This window comes from Bacillus sp. CGMCC 1.16607, from assembly GCF_042683745.1.
In the GTDB taxonomy this organism is placed as follows: domain Bacteria; phylum Bacillota; class Bacilli; order Bacillales; family Cytobacillaceae; genus Pseudoneobacillus.
Genome location: NZ_JBHUJX010000012.1, coordinates 152,696 through 168,269, shown reverse-complemented (window position 1 = coordinate 168,269; position 15,574 = coordinate 152,696). Strand labels below are relative to the sequence as shown.

At 35.1% G+C, this 15,574-nt stretch carries 19 protein-coding genes and 1 riboswitch; of the genes, 5 read left to right on the top strand and 14 right to left on the bottom strand.

Annotated elements, in window-relative coordinates:
* Positions 1-70: 70 nt before the first annotated feature.
* Positions 71-2,212 carry a DNA helicase RecQ gene (gene recQ / locus ACFSO7_RS08030; RefSeq protein ID WP_377876789.1) on the bottom strand — a complete coding sequence of 714 codons (2,142 nt, stop codon included), beginning with the start codon at positions 2,210-2,212 and terminating at the stop codon, positions 71-73.
* A 210-nt stretch (positions 2,213-2,422) separates the two neighbouring features.
* Here recQ and ACFSO7_RS08025 point away from each other — a divergent pair, with 210 nt between their 5' ends.
* On the top strand, positions 2,423-3,661 hold the full coding sequence (locus ACFSO7_RS08025) for an MFS transporter (protein ID WP_377876788.1): 1,239 nt from the start codon (positions 2,423-2,425) through the stop codon (positions 3,659-3,661).
* 34 nt (positions 3,662-3,695) lie between these two features.
* Here the strand turns inward: ACFSO7_RS08025 and ACFSO7_RS08020 are convergent, their stop codons facing one another.
* The 3 genes from ACFSO7_RS08020 to fbpA all read right to left on the bottom strand — a co-directional run bounded on the left by ACFSO7_RS08020 (position 3,696) and on the right by fbpA (position 4,629).
* Positions 3,696-3,833 carry a hypothetical protein gene (locus ACFSO7_RS08020; RefSeq protein WP_377876787.1) on the bottom strand — a complete coding sequence of 46 codons (138 nt, stop codon included), beginning with the start codon at positions 3,831-3,833 and terminating at the stop codon, positions 3,696-3,698.
* Between the two features lie 83 nt (positions 3,834-3,916).
* Complete coding sequence (locus tag ACFSO7_RS08015) at positions 3,917-4,411, bottom strand: L,D-transpeptidase family protein (protein ID WP_377876786.1); 495 nt, start codon at positions 4,409-4,411, stop codon at positions 3,917-3,919.
* Positions 4,412-4,473: 62 nt separating this feature from the next.
* Positions 4,474-4,629, bottom strand: a complete 156-nt coding sequence (fbpA, locus tag ACFSO7_RS08010; RefSeq protein ID WP_377876785.1) for a Fur-regulated basic protein FbpA — start codon at positions 4,627-4,629, stop codon at positions 4,474-4,476.
* A gap of 92 nt (positions 4,630-4,721) precedes the next feature.
* Positions 4,722-4,830: riboswitch (SAM riboswitch) on the bottom strand.
* Between the two features lie 287 nt (positions 4,831-5,117).
* Between fbpA and ACFSO7_RS08005 the strand changes: the two genes are divergently transcribed.
* Positions 5,118-6,182 carry a multicopper oxidase domain-containing protein gene (locus ACFSO7_RS08005; RefSeq protein WP_377876784.1) on the top strand — a complete coding sequence of 355 codons (1,065 nt, stop codon included), beginning with the start codon at positions 5,118-5,120 and terminating at the stop codon, positions 6,180-6,182.
* 63 nt (positions 6,183-6,245) lie between these two features.
* Here the strand turns inward: ACFSO7_RS08005 and ACFSO7_RS08000 are convergent, their stop codons facing one another.
* Together ACFSO7_RS08000 and ACFSO7_RS07995 are read right to left on the bottom strand one after the other, a co-directional pair.
* Positions 6,246-6,590 (bottom strand): nuclear transport factor 2 family protein, encoded by a 345-nt coding sequence (locus ACFSO7_RS08000; protein WP_377876783.1) that lies wholly within the window; start codon positions 6,588-6,590, stop codon positions 6,246-6,248.
* 25 nt (positions 6,591-6,615) lie between these two features.
* On the bottom strand, positions 6,616-6,969 hold the full coding sequence (locus ACFSO7_RS07995; protein ID WP_377876782.1) for a VOC family protein: 354 nt from the start codon (positions 6,967-6,969) through the stop codon (positions 6,616-6,618).
* A 157-nt stretch (positions 6,970-7,126) separates the two neighbouring features.
* Between ACFSO7_RS07995 and ACFSO7_RS07990 the strand changes: the two genes are divergently transcribed.
* Positions 7,127-8,344 carry an MFS transporter gene (locus ACFSO7_RS07990; protein ID WP_377876781.1) on the top strand — a complete coding sequence of 406 codons (1,218 nt, stop codon included), beginning with the start codon at positions 7,127-7,129 and terminating at the stop codon, positions 8,342-8,344.
* A gap of 265 nt (positions 8,345-8,609) precedes the next feature.
* On the opposite strand, the gene aspA is transcribed toward ACFSO7_RS07990, so the two are convergent.
* The 3 genes from aspA to ACFSO7_RS07975 form a co-directional block, all read right to left on the bottom strand.
* On the bottom strand, positions 8,610-10,034 hold the full coding sequence (gene aspA / locus ACFSO7_RS07985) for an aspartate ammonia-lyase (RefSeq protein WP_377876780.1): 1,425 nt from the start codon (positions 10,032-10,034) through the stop codon (positions 8,610-8,612).
* A gap of 142 nt (positions 10,035-10,176) precedes the next feature.
* Positions 10,177-10,926, bottom strand: a complete 750-nt coding sequence (locus ACFSO7_RS07980) for a BsuPI-related putative proteinase inhibitor (protein ID WP_377876779.1) — start codon at positions 10,924-10,926, stop codon at positions 10,177-10,179.
* 120 nt (positions 10,927-11,046) lie between these two features.
* Positions 11,047-11,313: a hypothetical protein gene (locus ACFSO7_RS07975; RefSeq protein WP_377876778.1), complete on the bottom strand. Its 267-nt coding sequence runs from the start codon at positions 11,311-11,313 to the stop codon at positions 11,047-11,049.
* A 133-nt stretch (positions 11,314-11,446) separates the two neighbouring features.
* On the opposite strand from ACFSO7_RS07975, the gene ACFSO7_RS07970 reads away from it, so the two are divergent.
* Positions 11,447-11,833 (top strand): hypothetical protein, encoded by a 387-nt coding sequence (locus ACFSO7_RS07970; protein WP_377876777.1) that lies wholly within the window; start codon positions 11,447-11,449, stop codon positions 11,831-11,833.
* Positions 11,834-12,021: 188 nt separating this feature from the next.
* Here the strand turns inward: ACFSO7_RS07970 and ACFSO7_RS07965 are convergent, their stop codons facing one another.
* The 5 genes from ACFSO7_RS07965 to ACFSO7_RS07945 form a co-directional block, all read right to left on the bottom strand.
* Positions 12,022-12,255: a cyclase gene (locus ACFSO7_RS07965; protein WP_377876776.1), complete on the bottom strand. Its 234-nt coding sequence runs from the start codon at positions 12,253-12,255 to the stop codon at positions 12,022-12,024.
* Between the two features lie 76 nt (positions 12,256-12,331).
* Positions 12,332-12,712: a MerR family transcriptional regulator gene (locus ACFSO7_RS07960; protein ID WP_377876775.1), complete on the bottom strand. Its 381-nt coding sequence runs from the start codon at positions 12,710-12,712 to the stop codon at positions 12,332-12,334.
* Between the two features lie 2 nt (positions 12,713-12,714).
* Positions 12,715-13,734, bottom strand: coding sequence for a medium chain dehydrogenase/reductase family protein (locus tag ACFSO7_RS07955; protein ID WP_377876774.1), 1,020 nt, complete (start codon positions 13,732-13,734; stop codon positions 12,715-12,717).
* A gap of 119 nt (positions 13,735-13,853) precedes the next feature.
* Positions 13,854-14,120, bottom strand: a complete 267-nt coding sequence (locus tag ACFSO7_RS07950) for a hypothetical protein (RefSeq protein WP_377876773.1) — start codon at positions 14,118-14,120, stop codon at positions 13,854-13,856.
* Positions 14,121-14,486: 366 nt separating this feature from the next.
* Complete coding sequence (locus tag ACFSO7_RS07945) at positions 14,487-14,891, bottom strand: DUF1761 domain-containing protein (protein WP_377876772.1); 405 nt, start codon at positions 14,889-14,891, stop codon at positions 14,487-14,489.
* 196 nt (positions 14,892-15,087) lie between these two features.
* Between ACFSO7_RS07945 and ACFSO7_RS07940 the strand changes: the two genes are divergently transcribed.
* On the top strand, positions 15,088-15,540 hold the full coding sequence (locus ACFSO7_RS07940) for a hypothetical protein (RefSeq protein ID WP_377876771.1): 453 nt from the start codon (positions 15,088-15,090) through the stop codon (positions 15,538-15,540).
* Positions 15,541-15,574: the final 34 nt, after the last annotated feature.

The following is a 15,574-nucleotide window of genomic DNA, read 5'->3' as shown; positions in this document are numbered from 1 at the left end:
TTATAACTTATAATTCCTCAATAATGAAAAAGACAAGCTCCACTTTAAGGATGCTTATCTTTTTCAATTACTATTGATTTAAGAAGAAATAGGATTTAATCATAAAATAGCTAATTTCCTCTGGTAATAGTTCTTTTATGGGTTTGAGTTTATCTGTATCCGCTTTTTTTACAGCTTCATTGATTAATAGTCGGTATTCATGGGGAAGAAGCTTGTCCCAATCCATGTAGTTCCCCTCTTCTGCACTTCTAATAAGATGTGATTCGATGGTTGTAATAGACATATTTCGTTCTTTTGCGATCATTGAGATTGTGTAACCATTATTAAATAAGTCATAAGTGACAAGATGGGATGCCTTAGAGACTTCTTTTTGCTCTCTTTTGGGTTTTTCGATTTTAATTATTTTTGTATCATTCCTATCACTAGTTGTTTCTATAATTACTCTATCTGGATTCTTTTCACAAAATGTCCGGATTAATTGAATGAACTCCAGCCCATACTTTTCCAACTTATGAGCCCCTACCCCTTTGACATTCATAAATTCCGCGTTCGTTTTTGGTAACCTCACGCACATATCTTGTAAGCTAGTGTCCGAAAAAATGACAAAAGGCGGTACCCTTTCTTCTTCCGCAATCCGTTTTCTTAAAGTTCGAAGCTCCTCAAATAATGGATCAGACTTAGAGATCGTTTTAGCTTGAATCTCCTCTTTGCGACTGACTGTTTGTTTCCCTGTTAATACGTTCTTTCCTATTGCGGAAACATATATGGTTGGAAATTGTCCATTTTCAATTCCAATAATCTCTTCGGTTATCAAATAATCAATAAAATCAGTTATTTCTTTCGCACTTTTGTTTTGCAATAACCCATATGTAGTTAAGGTATGAAAATTAAATTGCATAATTGTTTTGCTTTTTGAACCGGTCAGAACTTTAGCTACTGTAGATTTTCCGAAACGCTGTCCCATCCTTATGATACATGATAATACGATTTGCGCTTCTTTTGTCACATCCACAGCTGATCTAGTATCGGTGCAATTGCTACACTTACCACAATTTCCAGGTGAAGCTTCATTAAAATACTCGACGATCCACGATTGGAGGCAGTTTTCCGTATGACAATAGCCAACCATTTGATGCAGTTTTTCTAGCTCCATTGAGATTCGTTCGCGGTCTAATGTTTGGTCAATTAGGAAGCGGTGAATTTGCGTATCACTTGCTCCATATAACAGAATACAAGTACTTTCAAGTCCATCACGCCCAGCCCTTCCTGCTTCCTGATAATAACTCTCCATATTTCTTGGCATTTGATAATGGATGACATAGCGTACATTGGATTTGTCAATCCCCATTCCAAAGGCGCTTGTTGCGACCATCAACGGCTTTTCGTCTTGTAAAAAGGCATTTTGTTGTTCTAAACGTTCATTGTCACTAAGACCAGCATGATAACGTGCGACAGGTAGCTTCGCTTTTTGCAGTGTTTGGTATAACTGATCGACTGTTTTTCGAGTGGCTGCATAAATAATCCCCGACTCGTTTGCATTTTTTTTCACATAATCAAGTAAAAAACGATCACGATCTTGCCCTTTTACCACGGAAAAAGATAGATTGGTCCGTTCAAAGCTCGTAACTACTTCATTTTCGATTCTTAATGATCTACATATATCCTGTCGTACTTGTGAAGTGGCGGTTGCTGTTAACGCAAGTACAATTGGTTTCGTTTGAATATGGTTTAGGATACTTGAGATATACATATAGCTTGGGCGGAAATCATGCCCCCACTGAGAAATACAGTGTGCCTCATCCACTGCAATAAGCGGAATTTCAATTTCTGCTAATTCTTTTAGAAAAAGTCCCGACTCTAGACGCTCTGGTGAAATGTAAAGGAGCTTATAGTGTCCTTTTCTAGCCAACATCATCCGTTCCTGAATGTCCTTTTGCGTCAAACTACTATTAATATAAGTGGCTGCAATACCTAGTTGCTCCAAAGTGTCTACTTGATCCTTCATTAAGGAGATAAGTGGAGAAATGACGATGGTTGTCCCTGGAAATACGAGGGCTGGAACTTGATAACATAGCGATTTCCCTCCACCTGTTGGCATAACACATAATGTATTTTGCCCACTGAAAACATGTTCGATAGTATTTTTCTGACCTTGACGAAATTCATCATAGCCAAAATGAGATTTTAATATTTGTTGCGCTGTTTGTAACATGAAAAAATCCTCCTCTAACTAGGAGACTAGTGTAATTGTATTCATCTATTATACACTCTCTGCTGCCTTCACGTCTGAGATAAATTCAATCCTAAGTGACTAAACCATGAAATTTTCCCAAAAAATAGTTTCTTTTATCATCCAATTCGATTATTATCTAATTAGATGATTATTAAATTAGATGTCAATCAAATGAATGAAGGTGATTTTATGTTTCACGCATTTAAAGCTGAAAAATCGTATCAAAAATTGTTTTATGCAGGAATAATTAACGGGATTGGTGACCGATTTAGTCAAGTCGCGTTACTGACCTTAATTTTACAAATGACTGGATCTGGGTTATCAGTCGGAATCACTCTAGCCTTAAGGATGCTGCCCTTCCTATTCTTTGGTCCATTAAGCAGTACAATAGCAGAAAAATTGACTCGTAAAAAACTGTTAATGATGACTGATTTCTTTCGAATTTTTATTGCTCTGTCATTTTTGTGGATAAATAGTCCAGATGATATGTGGATTGTTTATGTTGGTTCCTTTTTATTAGCAAGTGGTGAAGCGCTTTACTCACCAACAAGAAGAGCAAGTATACCAGCAATTATTAATCAGAAAAATATGAAGGAAGTGAATTCATGGGAACAGGTTCTTTTAGGATTTGTGTTAATATTTGGAGCTTTAACTGGGGGATTGGTTTCATTTGTTTTTGGAGCTAAGGCAGCCTTTGTCATCAATATTCTATCGTTTTTAATTGCAGGTTTGATCATCATGAAGATCCCTACATTAGAATCTAATTTCGCAAAAGAAACGAAAGTAAACGGTGAAAAAGTAAAAGCTACTACTTTGTTTTCAGTTATCCTTTCCTCTTCATTATTATTCATGCTTGTAACCGTTGATTTCGTCCTACCTTTAACAAATGGAATTGAAAATGTGCTTATTAGTGTGTATGCGATCGACACTTTTCAGGCGGCTGACTTGGGAGTTGGAATTTTGTACAGTGTACTTGGCACGGGGTTCATCGTTAGTCCAATAATAACGAAATGGATAAAGGGTCATTACCTGTTATTCGCTTTTATCTGTATGATGGTGGAAGGTTTAATTTTGTTCATCGTCAGTCAATCTCAATCTTTTGCTCTTGTTGTTTTGTTATTTGGAATTTTAACCATCTTTGGTGGTGTTAGCAATACGCTAATTGATACTGTCGTAATGGAAACAGTTCCGTTAAAATTACAAGGAATGTATTTTGGTTTATCTGCGACACTGGCGAATACTTTATTAGGACTTTCAATGTTTTTAACCGGAGTATTACTCGAGGTCTTCGATCCAAGAACTATGGGTGTTATTAATGGTTCATTATATTTCCTCTTCGGTTTGATTTTTCTTTTATGGTCATTACGTGTAAATGTAATAAAGGAACATAAGAAGATCCTTCAAAAAGTTCCGAATTTGAATCCTTAAAAACGTAAGATGGTCCTCTTAGGAGAGAACCATCTTACGTTTTATTTTGTTCTTGTTCCATCTGCAGCATTTCCTCTTCTTCCTCTACTGCTATTCTCGTAATTTTGTCTTGAAGAATGGTAAAAGCTTGATCAAGATGTTCTCTAGAAGGAAATTTAGGCTCATTCTTCACATAGTAGCCCCCTATATTTCTTATTTCAAACAAGATGCCTATCACTAGCATCCCTCAGGACATTAGAAAATATCCCCAAAAAATCATGCTTGGATGATGACTCTTGTACCATTCGGAACATAACCAGCCAATTCTAATACATCTTTATTTTGCATGCGAATACAGCCATGAGACACAGCCTTACCTATCGAAGATGGATTATTCGTTCCATGAATACCATAGCCTCGTCTTGAAAGGGACAACCATAGAACTCCGAACGGTCCGCCTGGATTCGGCTCGCGATTAACGATTACATAATCACCTAACGGAGTCTTAGTAAGTATTTTTCCAACGGCAATTGGATACGTTTTAAAGATTTGCCCGTGATGAAATAATGTTAGTCTTCTTTGTCCTAAAGAAACTTGAATATGATAAGGAATCGTATTTGGATCAGGCAAACCGGGTATTTGAATTTTTTGACCGACAAATAAATGATTTGGATTGATTCCTGGATTTGCAGCCAATAATTTTTGTAATGAGATTCGATAATTAGAGGCAATTAAAGCCAAATACTCACCTAGCTTAACCGTATGGAGCATTTGTCCACCACACCTTTTTTCTTTTACAATATGCAAGGGGAGTGCTGCCAGTGCCTATTTAGTTAACTTCCTCTAAATTTTTGATATTCCTCTTCCAATTCAGCTAAAGATAGTTCGAAAAGCTGTAAATTTCTACTTTTGAAAATTCCCATTTCCAATAGTTCATTTATAAGAAACTCTTTCTTCGTTTCCTCTTCTGTTTCGCGAAAAATATTCATAACCACGCCTCCGATCTAATCATAAAATAAAAAACCCCTTCTTATCGCTTTTACAATAGCAAGAAGGGGTTATTTATGTTCTTCGACCGCACCTCTTATCTATCAAGCAAATAACACTTGTTGGAATTGGCACAGTGCACTAAGTAGTGCCTGTTGCCGAGGTATCTTAGGGCCAATTCCCTCCACCTCTCTGGATAAGAAATATTTAATTGGAATTTACTATAATGGTTTTCCATTGTGATGTCAAATATTAATGTACCAAAAAAATATTTACTTAATTTAAATTTTCCCGATATAACATTATTACTATAAAAATAGGGACTAATATTCAACAATGTGGAATATATCACATGTATGTGAAGTAGTTCACATAACGTTCAAATACGCTTTCAAAATGCGTGATGGCAGTCACGTTAATCATTCATGACAGAGAATACAATTAACTTGTAATCACATATTAAAATAATTTTTTATTAGGAGGAAATAACATGAAGGTTCATCAAAAATTATGGAAATATTCTCTAACTACTGCCTCTATGATTCTATTACTAACAGCATGCAATACTGATACCACATCTGTAAAACCACAACAAGAAAAAAAAGCTGAAACGACTGCTTCAACTCCAAACCTCATTGAAACACATAAAGATTTAAATCAACCACCTGTTCCGTTAAAGCTTGAACGTATTGGTAAAAATGAAGTGAATGTGGAAATGACCGCTCAGATTACAGATATTGAGATTAGTGAAGGAAATGTGTATAAAGCCTGGACATTCAATGGGCAAGCGCCTGGTCCTGTCGTTGTCGTTAACGAAGGAGATACCATTAACTTTAAATTAAAGAATATGGACCCTTCGATTCCACACAGTATGGATTTCCATGCTGTACACGCAGCACCGTCTAAAGACTTCATTGATGTTATGCCTAATGAAAGCGGTTCGTTTACTTACCCTGCCAATAAACCTGGGGTGTTTATGTACCATTGTGGAACAAAGCCAGTTCTTTCACATATTGCGAACGGTATGCACGGAGTCATTATTGTTAAGCCTAAAGATGGTTATCCAAATGATGGCCAAATAGACCGTGAATTCGTTATCGTTCAAAATGAATGGTATAAATACAATGATCTTGAAGATTTTAAAAATGGAGTCCCTACAAATGTCGTTTTTTCAACAAAAGCACTTAAAGAAGGTCAATTAAATACTAATGGGACAACAACTAGTTTAGTAGACACTCCTCTTATTGCTAAAGTGGGAGATCGCGTTCGATTTTATGTCAACAATGTTGGACCAAATGAAGTAAGCAGTTTCCACGTGGTAGGGACCATTTTCGATGATGTATATATAGATGGAAATCCATTTAATCACATGAAAGGCATGCAAACTGTCATGTTACCTGCTAGTGGTGGTGCTGTCGTCGAATTCACTGTCACAAAAGAAGGAAACTATCCGATCGTTACTCACCAATTTAACCATGCAACAAAAGGTGCCGTTGGTATCTTGAAAGTAACAAAGGATGGGAAAGACGATGGTAGTGTAGCAAGTGGGCATTAAACATTATTAATCTTTTGATAGTAGCGACCTGTAATTCCAGGTCGCTACTTTTTATGTTATAGGTTATTTAATAAACCAAACCTTTACTATATGTGTATCATTCACTTCATATATAGCAATCGCTTCCCCAGTAGACCCATCTGCTCTCCCTGTTAAATATTCGTGGTCAATCACATGGTTCCCCATGAAGGTACGATTTTTTAAATCTGCATTTAAATCTGGATTATCTAAAAATAGTTTCCGATATCTTTCAGTAAATGCTTCCTTCCCTTCCATCAATACTTTGTTAGATGGAAACTCCAATACGACAATATTATCGTCATACTGATCGATAAACTCTTGTAGTTGCTTAGAATTGTATGCATCCAATTGTAACTGAGCAAGTTGTTCTGGTGTTTTATTTATCATAATAGCTGTTTCTCCTTATTTGGAATTAACATTTACAAATCATCAGTGTATTCCCGTCAGGATCTTTAAAATTAAAATAGTGATTATGTTGAATATCAGTTAATAAATGAACCTTTTTTTGCTTTATAAATGAATAGGCATCATCAATATTTGTTGTATTAAAATGGAATAACGGGAAATTTAAAATATTTTCTTCTGAAAAAATCTTACTATCTAAAACGATTCTCGTACCATTCATAGGGATAACATAAATATGACCAAACTGTATTTCTCCTTCTGCTTGAATTCCCAATATATCACAATACCAATCTCTTGCAAGCTCTATGTTACTAACTGGTATAAATACTGTTCCGATTTGGTTTAAAATTGGATGATTCAAAAAAAACACCTCCATTAAATTATCTACTTTAAATTACATTCGCTTTTTTGTTTCATAATCCTGCACCGAAATTGTTGAATATTTAGAATTTCGTATTGCGAAATAAATTCAAACTATTTAAAATAAATTAGAAAACACTACGAATAAGGGAGTATTTATGAATCGCAAAATTTTTCTATATGTTAAAGCTTTTTCAGACCTTGGGACATTTATGGATTTGATAGCCATCAATGTTTTGATGTATGTGGCAACTGGCAGTTCTGCTTGGTTAGCAGCTACTATGGCGTTTCGAACGCTCGGTGGAGTTCTTTCTAGTTTATTTTCTGGAGTCATTGCGGATCGCTTTGATCGACGAAAAATCATGATTTATACTGATATTTTTCGAGCGATTATCATTCTTTGTTTAATCCCATTTCCAAATCCAATCATGATTATTATTGTCTGTTTTTTGATTGGACTTACTAGTAGCTTTTTCGCTGTAAGCTATAGTGCGGAAATTCCGCAAATTTTTGGTCAAGATAAAGTTCTAGAAACGAATTCATTAATTGCACGTTTAACTTCAATAAGCTTAGTTGGTGGTTTTATCGGTGCTGGAGTAATTACTGATTTCCTTGGATATAAAATTACCCTTGTCATTGATGCTATTACATATATTTTATCAGCTGTTGTCTTGATAAAAATGAAATGGCAAACTTCCTCAGTTAGTAAGATGGCCATTGGAAGCGGAGTAAAACAGAAACTAGTTGATATTGGAAATGATTTAAAAGAAGTTTTTTCCTATATCCTTTTGGTGCCAATGTTATTTTTAGTAAATATCGTTTTCTTAGTTGGGGCATTTGCCGGTGCATCACATAATTTAGGAATTCCATTACTTGCGGAAAGTATCAATGCATCAAAACAAAGCTTTTTCTATGGGTTAATTTGGGGCGTTTGGGGAATTGGTTCTGTGATGGCCACGCTCATTCTTCCAAAATTAAAATTTTTACAAAGTAATAGACTTTATTATGCCTGCTTTTTGACGGCCATTTTGATGTCAACCGGGTTCATTATTTTTCTATCTAATCATAATTTATGGCTCGTCCTACCGTTTGCACTTTTAACTGGAGTGTTTGATGCTTGCTTTACGACATTACATGCGACGATTCTTCAAAAAACGGAGAATCATATTCGTGGGAGGATCTTTGGAGTAGGTATGCTTTTGAAATCATTAGGTTTCGCACTTGGGTTTGTTGTTGCCCCTATTTTACTAGAAAGCTTATCGTTGGCAAAAATGGTTTGGGTTTTTCATGGTACATTAATCACAACTTGTGTGGTTGTAGCCATCTATGCAGGTCGAATTAAGAAAAAGAATACTAGTTTAAATCAAAGTGCATAGTCTGCTCTGTTCTTATGTTTTTTTGAGTATTATCGTCATTAATTATCTCACTGAAAGGCATTTAATTTGCGGATTTACCTAGTTTTGTAGCTTATTAGCCTTATGAACGACATTTCGTTTACAGATTTACCTAGTTTTGTCGTTCATTTGCCTTATGAATGGCATTTCGATTGCACAACACCTTAATTTGTCGTTCATTTCCTTTATGAACGACATTAACGAAAAAACGAAAGCTCCATATAAACGGAGCTTTCGTTTTTAATTATTACTCTTTATTCAATAAAGACTCCCCTGCAATACCTGGGTGTGTCATTTCATAAGGATCTAAAATTAAATCAAGCTCTTCCTCGGTTAATACATCATAAGCTAAGCAAAGCTCACGAACGGATTTTCCAGTGAGAATCGCTTCACGAGCAATTCGCGCCACTGCTTCATAGCCGAGATGCGGGTTAATTGCCGTGATAATTCCAACACTTCTCTCAACATCCGCTTTTAACTTCTCAGCATTTGCTTCTATTCCTTCTAAACAGAAATCAGTGAAGGCATTGAATGCATTGTTCATAATACTGATCGATTGAATTAAGTTAAAGACAAGAACTGGTTCCATTACATTAAGTTCAAGCTGGCCAGCTTCAGATGCTAAACAAATCGTGTGATCATTTCCAATAACTTGGAAAGCAACTTGATTGATAAGCTCTGGCATAACTGGGTTGACTTTTCCTGGCATAATCGAAGATCCAGGTTGGCGAGCTGGCAAGGAAATTTCATTAAAGCCAACTCGAGGACCAGATGCCATTAAGCGAAGATCGTTAGCGATTTTAGACATATTCATCATACACACTTTTAAAGATGCAGATACTTCAGTGTATGCGTCTGTATTTTGTGTCGCGTCGACTAAATGTTCAGCATTTACTAATGGGAATCCAGTAATTTCCTTTAAATGTAGAACGACATTTTTTATATACTGTGGGTTTGCGTTAAGGCCTGTCCCAACAGCTGTCGCACCCATGTTCACTTCATATAAATGCTCACGAGTGTTGCTGATACGTTTAATATCACGAGCTAACACGCGACGATATGATTCAAATTCTTGTCCAAGTCGGATCGGCACCGCGTCCTGTAAATGAGTTCTTCCCATTTTAATAATCGAATCAAATTCAGTCGCCTTTTTAGAAAAAACATCATGCATTTTATTCATTGTTACAAGTAAAGAGTCTAGTAATGATAATGTAGAAATATGTATAGCTGTTGGAAAAGCATCGTTTGTCGACTGCGCCATGTTTACATGAGAATTCGGGCTTAAATGAATGTAGCTCCCTTTTTCTTTGCCCATGATTTCAAGAGCACGATTGGCAATAACTTCGTTAGTGTTCATGTTAATGGAAGTACCTGCCCCACCTTGTATCGGATCAACAATAAAATGATCATGATGTTTACCTTCAATGATTTCATCGGAAGCTTTCACAATTGCCTCACCTATTTCATGGTACAGTCGACCTGACTCCATGTTTGCTAGTGCAGCCGCTTTTTTCACCATAGCCATTGCTTTTATTAATTCAGTGTGAATTCGATATCCTGTTATCGGAAAGTTTTCCACTGCACGTAATGTTTGAATACCGTAGTATGCATTTACATCAACTTCTTTTTCACCAAGAAAATCTTTTTCCAATCGAAATTTTGCATTTTCCATTATGTATCCCCCTATGATTTGTTGCTAATTAAATCCACACTCTCATCATAATGGATAATCGCTTGCTTTCCAAATGAAATGAATAAAAGAATAGATAAAAAGAAAGAACTGCAGCTTTTTTTGCAGTTCTTTAAATAACCTATTAATCTTTCGTCGCCTGTTCAATAACTTTCTGCCCATCAATTGTTTTATAATAAATCGTGATTTTATCATCCTTCTTAAATAATGCAATATCAGGTTTAACTTTTTCAGATAGTCTGTAATGCTCTGGATTTCCCTCTTCATTGAGAACTTCGATGGAGTTATTATCCATTAATCCAATAAAAGTGACAGGGAAGCCTTTTAGTTTACCGTCTTCCTCCATACCTTCTCCAATGCCCCCCCAGTTAATTTCAGTATTCTCTCTTAAGTTAGGTTGATCGATAGCTGTTGACCAAACTTCCAACTGATACGTCCCGGGATTAAGTTGATTTAAGCTTTCAGTTAAATCGATTTCCATCGAAATGATTTCACCTTGCTTTAATGTTGTTTCTGACATTTGTTGAGCAAATATTTTATCCATGGAGTATGTGTACACAACCATACCTGTGCTGTCTTTTAAAGAATAATCATATTGTTGCGTGCTGCTATATTTTAGGATATCTTCTTTTTCTTTTTCGTTTTTAATTGAAAAAATAAAGCTGAAATTTCCATTCTGGCTATTATTCTCAAGACTAGATGTTAGCTTTCCTGCGACAATTCCAGCTGGTTTTTTGTCTTCAGTTGTTGGGCTTGATCCATTTACAACCTTATTCTTTTCATCCTTATCTATATTTGTTGTTCCACAAGCTGTTAAGGTAAATAGTATGATTAACGTTGATAATATATTTGATAATTTGCTCTTGATTTTCATCTCATTGCACCTCAATTAGTTTTAATGCCGGCACTATAAGAGACGAAATTTTTTGTAAAAAGTTACTAGGTTACTTAGGAATTTTAAGAAAATCTATACTCGATTTTAGATTGATCTATTTTACCAAGTGATATAATCCTCTTCACTGTATTTTTCCAACAGAACCTTAGTTGGTTTTTCAATTTGAAAATACATGATTTTTTCTAAGAAAATGGTTGTGCAGTCGATTTTTCGTAATCCTTCTTTCGACGGGAATGAAATCCATTTATCCCCCTTAAAGGCTGAAATAATTTTGTCAGATATGATTTGATAATTGGCCGCTTTCATTGGCAATTGGATGAATTCTTTTTCCGAAAAATAAAATCGAACAATGAACTTATTGGACATGCTCTCACCCTCCTGCTTCATTCTATTCAGGGTTGTCCAAATACATGAGAGATTAATAAACTAGGTGACGAATATTTTCTATTTTCCCACCATAAGATGAATTATCTGTTGGGAGATGGAGGATGGGAATTGGATGTATAAAGAAATTACGAAGAATATGCTATGGGAATACAATCGTCTAAATGAAGAAAAGAAAAAGATTGAAGCGAATTTAAGCGAAATGAAGAAAATCTTTAATCTTTATTTTGATGAGACTGTCGGCTTTAATGAAAAAGGTGAACTATTGATTGAGGATTTAAAGCTTGAACGGCAAATCCGTAGGGTGGAAAAATTTGACGAGGTTAAAACGGTAGATCGTTTAGAAAGCTTGAATATGGTGGATTTAGTTCTAACTATTAAACGCCCTGATGAAGAAAAGGTTAAAGCTGCATTAAATCTTGGATTATTGAAAAACGAGGATTTAGAAGGGTGCATTTCTTTACAAACAACAGGTGCCATTTATGTAAAGTCGCGGAAATAGGGTAATAAAACTGGATAGATGAATGTTTCAACTGTTACTTCTATCCAGTTTTTGAAAATAAGGTGTCTTATAAGCTCCTTCAGTTAATGCATCAGTAGTTTAACTAGAAAAGTCACCAAAATAACCGATAAATCTAAAATACTTATTCGAAAAGGAATTTTTGATTCTCACTTACATTTTGTGTGAGTTTATTTCTCAGAATTCTCATCATCAAGTATTCGCTTATGTTTTTCCATTATTATTTTTTTGTTAAGTATCCTAACTTCACCAACCATTAGCAACCTCATATCCTCTACGATATACTTAGCTAACTCTTCGTCAGAAATGTCATTTCCATCAATATCCAGACGAAAATCCTGACCTTGTATCCCACCGCCATTAGTAAATTCGATTTCAAAGTCAAATTGAACTCTTTTATCCATTTTGAATCCACCTTATGTTAGTTTTGGGTTGATTATTCACTTGTCTTTAATTTTATTTAGTTAGATCTCTTTCAATTTAAGTGGGTAAAAGTTCATTATATATTTTCATTTTTTCTTCTGTTTGCGTGATTACATGATTAATAGAGTTGCGCTGTTCTTTCAGATTTACTAAATGCTTTTCAAGAATCTTCTTCCTTTTATAAATTATCTCTGCATGATCGGTCGGTGAAGCATCTAGAAGACATCCAGCATCAACGATCTCTTTTAAATCGCTTAAGCTCATTCCCGTTGCTTTTAAACCTAATAGAAATTTAATAAATTGAATTTCTTTTTCTGAAAATAATCTATCTTTACCATTTTTTCTCTGTGGAGTAGGAATAAGCCCTATTTTTTCATAGTAACGGATTGTATGAGTAGGAATTCCGGTTGTCTTTGCAGCCTCTCCGATCGTTAACATCATTATTCTCCTTCATAATTACAAAGTAAAAGTATTTTACCATCCACTCCACTTTCAAACAATTGATGAGCTTCTATAGCTTGTGATAACGGGATTTTGTGTGAAATAATCGGATTTATTTTATTCTGCGATAGTAATTTAATGAGTTGTGTTAAATCCTCTTTAATGGAATGCGGTACGACATGTTGAACTTTAGAAATACTGTAAAAATGTCCTTTATGACCAGAAGATGTCTTATTCGTAGTTAGGATTCGATTCCATTCCTCCATCATAAAACGTTTTTCTTCAAAATTAACATGGTCTTGGTTTGCAAAAGCTAATCCGTATCCTACAAATAGTCCATTTGGTTTCAACGTTCGATAGGATCGATTCCAATGATATCCACCGATGCTATCAAATACAAAATCGACACCATTACTTGTTTCAGTAGCGATTCTTTCCACGAAATCCTCTGATTGATAATCGATATATTTCGCTCCCATTGATAAGACCTTTTTCTTATTTTTAAGAGAAGCTGTGCCGTAGAGTTCTAGATTTATTTCTTGACTTAATTGTAAGAGAGCAGTGCCCACTCCCCCAGCAGCACCATGAATGAGTAAACTATTCCCTTCTTGGACTTTTGCGACTCGGAATAGTAATTGGTATGCTGTTAAGTAGTTTAGTAACATGGCAACTACTGTATATGGGTTTATACCAGTTGGAATGGGAAGCATTGACTGTTCATGCAAGTGAATGTACCGAGTGTATCCACCATATTTACAAAAAGCAGCGACCATTTGACCTACTTTAACGGAAGTAACATTTCTACCAATCGATTCGACGATTCCAACAACTTCATGGCCTGGTGTAAAGGGAGTATCAGGTACTCCTGGATACTTACCTTTTCGCATCATAATATCGGCAAATGCCACCCCAGTTACCAAAACTTTTACCCTAACTTCATTGTCATTCAGTTCTAGAAGACATTCTTCAATTAATTTTAATTGACCTATTTCTGTAATGATGATTCGTTGATTATACATACTCATTCCTCCTACCTATTGATAAGAGAAATATTACGATTTAAAGTTGACTTTAAGTCAAGTAGAAAAAGAAGTTTAATAAAATTGTAGTTTCATAATGTAAAATAATATGGTTATAACTAAAAAATTCCCATGATTGAAAGATAAATACAAATAGCTGCCAAAGTAATTAAAATCACTGCTGTTAAAGTACTTCGTCTCATCTTAATACCATATGCACCGAAAAAAATCGCCGCAGCTAATTTGGATAAGCTTTCATAATAAGGATTATATGAAAAAAATGAACTGCTAAAAATGAAGGAAACTAGCAAAGTTGTAACGATGAGGATTTTAAACCACCAAGGCTCTTTAATAAATAGTTTAATGAAAAATTTTATCCGATGCATGTCAGTAGCTCTCCCTTTGTAAATCTTTATTATTTTATGAAGTGATCGATAAAAGAAGCACTAAGCTTTTGATAACTCTACATGTAAATATTGATTCCAAGGTAAACCATCTAAATGTTTTTACTAAATGAAATCATACTTGGATTCAGATAAGCTGATAGATTTCATATAGTTGTTGTCTGAGCGAGCTCGGTGTTCGGACAGTTTTAGTAGATATTCAACTGGTGATGTCCGAATGAGCACTGTATTCGGATAAACTTAGTTGATTTCCAATTCGTGTTGTCTGAATGGGCCTATCTTTCGGAAACACCGAGTGTTTTCAACCTTGAGATTAGCCCTAGATCCGGATCATACCTTTTCATATTACTACATGATCCCGAGAATGATCCCCGCTACTATATAAGAAACCAAATGATATCCAATCGTGATAAAGTAAAGTCTTTTTGAACGACTTTCGAATAAGTAGTTCATTCCTATTTTTAAGGAGATACTTAAAGCAATGAGTAATGCCATTGTAACACCACTCAAGATCGTTCTTTCATCCATTAATGTAAGAAGGATCGCTAGGAGAAATGCTCCACCTAATGCTGTTAAAGCGGTCAGTACGTATGTCATCTGGCCTCCTCCAGACATATTTTCCGGTTTCAAACCTATTTCCTTCATCCATACATCTCCGAATAAAACGGGTGAATACCATAAAAAACCGATAATCATTGTTGCAATCGTTGCTAGCAGTACAGCTAAGTAATTAATTTCTGCAAAATCAAACATTATTTCACCTCCTTAAATTAATTCTATTAACACATTAGCATTATAAGAAACCCCATTCAACTTTCTCTGCCATTATTTAATAAATATTTTTAAAATTCGTTATAATTGTATTTGGTTTGGAAAAATGGTGTGGATAAAGGAGGTGAAACTTCATATTCACATCTAGATCCTCTCTGCATAAAATGGGCAGGAGGGTGTGATTACATTGATAAAAAACGCTACTATTCAAGAGGAGATTCGTGTTATCGCTTCCCTTCAACGGGATCTAAACTTAGCTACTGCTGTATTATTATTGACAGGTCAAATAACAATCATCGGTGTTTTTGTAACACCTGGAGAATTTAGTATCTCTTTAAGCGGACCATTATTTGGTGGCACGCGACTAGAAAGTAAATTCGGTGATAAATTTACTAATGCTCTAATTGATGTAATTGATGTAATCATTTCCATCCTTTTAATTATTGATGAAATTCGAGTGATAAGTACAGTAATTGGACCAAGTCGGTTTTCAGTCGATGTGAGTGGACCTATTTTCGGAGCACCAGTGTATGAACCGACACTTCCTATACTTAAGAAGAATTATCATTTTTTTCAAAAAATTGTCTCAAAGCATTTTAAAATGGATCCTAACTTCTTTAAAAATCGATAAAGGAATGGTGATCATGTCCCTTACTGATTTACCA

Excerpts from the sequence above, each read along its gene's own strand:
- recQ (WP_377876789.1), bottom strand. The coding sequence starts at position 2,212 with ATGTTACAAACAGCGCAACAAATATTAAAATCTCATTTTGGCTATGAT.
- ACFSO7_RS08025 (WP_377876788.1), top strand. The coding sequence starts at position 2,423 with ATGTTTCACGCATTTAAAGCTGAAAAATCGTATCAAAAATTGTTTTAT.
- ACFSO7_RS08015 (WP_377876786.1), bottom strand. The coding sequence starts at position 4,411 with ATGCTCCATACGGTTAAGCTAGGTGAGTATTTGGCTTTAATTGCCTCT.
- fbpA (WP_377876785.1), bottom strand. The coding sequence starts at position 4,629 with ATGAATATTTTTCGCGAAACAGAAGAGGAAACGAAGAAAGAGTTTCTT.
- ACFSO7_RS08005 (WP_377876784.1), top strand. The coding sequence starts at position 5,118 with ATGAAGGTTCATCAAAAATTATGGAAATATTCTCTAACTACTGCCTCT.
- ACFSO7_RS08000 (WP_377876783.1), bottom strand. The coding sequence starts at position 6,590 with ATGATAAATAAAACACCAGAACAACTTGCTCAGTTACAATTGGATGCA.
- ACFSO7_RS07990 (WP_377876781.1), top strand. The coding sequence starts at position 7,127 with ATGAATCGCAAAATTTTTCTATATGTTAAAGCTTTTTCAGACCTTGGG.
- aspA (WP_377876780.1), bottom strand. The coding sequence starts at position 10,034 with ATGGAAAATGCAAAATTTCGATTGGAAAAAGATTTTCTTGGTGAAAAA.
- ACFSO7_RS07980 (WP_377876779.1), bottom strand. The coding sequence starts at position 10,926 with ATGAAAATCAAGAGCAAATTATCAAATATATTATCAACGTTAATCATA.
- ACFSO7_RS07975 (WP_377876778.1), bottom strand. The coding sequence starts at position 11,313 with ATGTCCAATAAGTTCATTGTTCGATTTTATTTTTCGGAAAAAGAATTC.
- ACFSO7_RS07970 (WP_377876777.1), top strand. The coding sequence starts at position 11,447 with ATGTATAAAGAAATTACGAAGAATATGCTATGGGAATACAATCGTCTA.
- ACFSO7_RS07965 (WP_377876776.1), bottom strand. The coding sequence starts at position 12,255 with ATGGATAAAAGAGTTCAATTTGACTTTGAAATCGAATTTACTAATGGC.
- ACFSO7_RS07960 (WP_377876775.1), bottom strand. The coding sequence starts at position 12,712 with ATGTTAACGATCGGAGAGGCTGCAAAGACAACCGGAATTCCTACTCAT.
- ACFSO7_RS07955 (WP_377876774.1), bottom strand. The coding sequence starts at position 13,734 with ATGTATAATCAACGAATCATCATTACAGAAATAGGTCAATTAAAATTA.
- ACFSO7_RS07950 (WP_377876773.1), bottom strand. The coding sequence starts at position 14,120 with ATGCATCGGATAAAATTTTTCATTAAACTATTTATTAAAGAGCCTTGG.
- ACFSO7_RS07945 (WP_377876772.1), bottom strand. The coding sequence starts at position 14,891 with ATGTTTGATTTTGCAGAAATTAATTACTTAGCTGTACTGCTAGCAACG.